Raw genomic sequence first — 3512 nt, 5'->3', positions numbered from 1 at the left:
GACAACGAATCCCTCTACGCCGCCGAGGGGTTGGCGGCCTGCGCGGCCCGGCTCAACCCCGGCGGGGTGCTCGCCGTGTGGTCCGCGCGGCCCTCCGCCGATTTCGAAAGCTCGTTGCGGAATGCCGGATTCAGCGGGGTACGGACCGAAGAGATCCCCGTTGCCCGGGGCGTCCCGGACGTGGTCCACCTCGGCATCAGGCCTGCGTAGCCGGGACGCCGCCGGTACCTCTAGGCTGCTGCACCGACATCGGCGACGCGAGGCGGGGCAATGGAGCAGACACACACCACTCACCAGGGTGCGGCCACTCCGGGGGCCCAGCGCAGGGTGCTCGTCGTCGAGGACGACGCGACCATCCTGGAGGCCGTCTCGGCCCGGCTGCGGGCCGAGGGATTCCTCGTGCAGACCGCGGCCGACGGCCCCGCGGCCGTCGACGCCGCGGAGGCCTGGCAGCCGGACCTGATGGTCCTGGACGTGATGCTGCCCGGCTTCGACGGCCTGGAGGTCTGCCGCCGGGTGCAGGCCCAGCGCCCGGTCCCGGTCCTGATGCTGACCGCCCGCGACGACGAGACCGACATGCTGGTCGGGCTCGGGGTCGGCGCGGACGACTACATGACGAAGCCGTTCTCGATGCGCGAGCTGGCCGCCCGGGTGCACGTGCTGCTGCGCCGCGTGGAGCGGGCCGCCCTGGCGGCGGTGACCCCGCGCAGCGGCATACTGCGCCTGGGCGAGCTGGAGATCGACCACGCGCAGCGCCGGGTGCGGGTGCGGTCCGAGGACGTGCACCTGACGCCGACCGAGTTCGACCTGCTGGTCTGTCTGGCGAACACCCCGCGGGCGGTCCTCTCCCGCGAACAGCTCCTCGCCGAGGTGTGGGACTGGGCGGACGCCTCGGGCACCAGGACCGTCGACTCGCACATCAAGGCGCTGCGCCGGAAGATCGGCGCCGAGCGGATCCGTACGGTGCACGGCGTCGGGTACGCGCTGGAGACCCCGGCGCCGTGAGCCGCGCCGCGGACCGTGCCGCGAACCGCGTCCCGAACCGTGCCGTGAGCCGGCCGGGCAGGCTCACGCGGGCCGGCGGGCCCCCGGCCGGGCGCTCCGGGCGGCGGATCTCGATCTCGATCAAGACCAAGCTGGGCGCCCTCGTGGTCGGCGCGGTACTGCTGACCTCCGCGCTCGCCCTCGTGGCGATCCGGACCTCCACCGAGTTCCGGTACATCACGATCTTCGCGATGATCGCGACCCTGCTGATCACGCAGTTCGTCGCGCAGTCCCTGACGGCGCCGCTGGACGAGATGAACACGGTGGCGGGCTCGATCTCGCGCGGCGACTTCAGCCGCCGGGTGCGGGGCGCGGACCGGCGGGACGAGCTGGGCGACCTCGCCTCCACCATCAACCGCATGGCGGACGACCTGGAAGCCGTCGACCGGCACCGCAAGGAGCTGGTGGCCAATGTCTCGCACGAGCTGCGCACCCCCATCGCCGCGCTCCGGGCCGTCCTGGAGAACGTCGTGGACGGGGTCTCCGAGGCCGATCCGGAGACCATGCGCTCGGCGCTCAAGCAGACGGAACGCCTCGGCCGGCTGGTGGAGACGCTGCTGGACCTGTCACGTCTCGACAACGGTGTCGTGACGCTCCGGGCCCGCCGCTTCGAGGTGTGGCCGTACCTCTCCGGGGTGCTGCGGGAGGCGAACCTGGCCGCGTCCCAGCGCGGTCTGTCGTCGACGTCGGGCCTCCACCGCCGTACGGACGTCCACCTGCACCTGGACGTGTCGCCGCCCGAGCTGACCGCGCACGCGGACCCGGAGCGGCTGCACCAGGTGATGGCGAACCTCATCGACAACGCGGTGAAGCACTCGCCGCCGCACGGCCGGGTCACCGTCCGGGCCCGCCGCGGCCCGTACCCGGACTCGCTGGAGCTGGTGGTCGAGGACGAGGGGCCGGGCATCCCGGAGGCCGAGCGGCACAAGGTGTTCGAGCGCTTCAACCGGGGCACGGTGCCGAATCAGCACGGTCCGGGGAGCGACGGCGGGACCGGCCTGGGTCTGGCCATCGCCCGGTGGGCGGTCGATCTCCACGGCGGCGGGATCGGAGTGGCCGAATCGTCACGCGGGTGCCGCATCAGAGTCACTCTTCCGGGCAGTCTTCCCTACAGAGATTGACGTAGGGTTCGAACCGGAAGCACACGTTCTGCGTGTTCGCGGGCAGGACGTGATCAGGGATGCGGCCGAAGGCGGCCGTAGCCGTGTTTTTCCGTACCCTCACACAGGGGGAACCACGCTTGTTTCCCGCCATTCACGGCGCCGAAACGCCGCGTCAAGTGTGACTTGCGCGACGTTGGAGTGCCCGGCCTGCACCTCCCGGCCGGACAGGCGTAGCCTTTATTTCCGCTGTCCATCACCTTGTGAAGCGGAAGAGGGCGGTTGCCGCCGTGTCGTCTCAGTCCCCCAGTACCCCGAGCTCCCCGACCGACCAAGACGGGGCGGGCAAGAGCCCCGCGACCGCCTTCGGTGCCAATGAGTGGCTCGTCGACGAGATCTACCAGCAGTACCTCCAGGACCCGAATTCGGTCGATCGTGCCTGGTGGGACTTCTTCGCCGACTACAAGCCCGGAGCGTCGGAGACCCCCGCCGCCCCGGCCGCCACCACGCCGAGCGCGCCGGCCGCGCCGCAGACGGGCCCCGCACAGGCCGCGCCTGCCGCTCCCGCCGCCGCCGTACCCGCCCCTGCCGCCGCTCCGGCACCGGCCCAGCCGAAGCCGGCCGCGGCCCCCGCCGCCCCGGCCGCCGCGAAGCCCGCCGCCGCTCCGGCCCCGGCCAAGGCCGCCGCTCCGGCCGCCAAGGCCGCGGAGGCGACCGAGGCCCCCGCCGGCCCCGAGCTGATCACCCTGCGTGGTCCCGCCGCGGCCGTCGCGAAGAACATGAACGCCTCGCTGGACATGCCGACGGCCACGTCCGTCCGCGCCGTCCCGGTGAAGCTCCTGTTCGACAACCGGATCGTCATCAACAACCACCTGAAGCGCGCCCGGGGCGGGAAGATCTCCTTCACCCACCTCATCGGCTACGCGATGGTGCAGGCCATCAAGGCCATGCCGTCGATGAACTGGTCGTACGCGGAGAAGGACGGCAAGCCCACCCTGGTCAAGCCGGAGCACGTCAACTTCGGCCTCGCCATCGACCTGGTGAAGCCCAACGGCGACCGCCAGCTCGTCGTCGCCGGCATCAAGAAGGCCGAGACGCTGAACTTCTTCGAGTTCTGGCAGGCCTACGAGGACATCGTCAAGCGCGCCCGCGTCGGCAAGCTGACGATGGAGGACTTCACCGGCGTCACGGTCTCCCTGACCAACCCCGGCGGCCTCGGCACCGTCCACTCCGTGCCGCGCCTGATGCCCGGTCAGTCGGTCATCATGGGCGTCGGTTCCATGGACTACCCGGCCGAGTTCCAGGGCACCTCCCAGGACACCCTGAACAAGCTGGGCATCTCCAAGGTCATGACCCTGACCTCGACCT

At 71.4% G+C, this 3512-nt stretch carries 3 protein-coding genes and 1 pseudogene; all 4 read left to right on the top strand.

The window, feature by feature from the left end; all coding sequences use genetic code 11:
* Positions 1-210, top strand: a pseudogene (locus tag RIF68_RS31190) (spermidine synthase); the annotation flags it as partial.
* A 60-nt stretch (positions 211-270) separates the two neighbouring features.
* Positions 271-1005 (top strand): response regulator transcription factor, encoded by a 735-nt coding sequence (locus tag RIF68_RS31185; RefSeq protein WP_309054624.1) that lies wholly within the window; start codon positions 271-273, stop codon positions 1003-1005.
* 107 nt (positions 1006-1112) lie between these two features.
* A complete protein-coding gene (locus tag RIF68_RS31180) occupies positions 1113-2165 on the top strand; it encodes an ATP-binding protein (protein WP_309054625.1) in 1053 nt (350 codons plus the stop codon).
* Between the two features lie 269 nt (positions 2166-2434).
* On the top strand, positions 2435-3512 hold a 1078-nt coding region (locus RIF68_RS31175), incomplete at its 3' end, for a 2-oxo acid dehydrogenase subunit E2 (RefSeq protein WP_309054623.1).

This window comes from Streptomyces sp., assembly GCF_031178505.1.
Taxonomy (GTDB): Bacteria; Actinomycetota; Actinomycetes; order Streptomycetales; family Streptomycetaceae; genus Streptomyces; species Streptomyces gulbargensis.
Note: the sequence above shows the minus strand (reverse complement) of the source record. Positions and strands in the feature narration are given on the sequence as shown.

Coding starts and splice junctions, on each gene's coding strand:
- RIF68_RS31185 (WP_309054624.1), top strand. CDS start 271: ATGGAGCAGACACACACCACTCACCAGGGTGCGGCCACTCCGGGGGCC.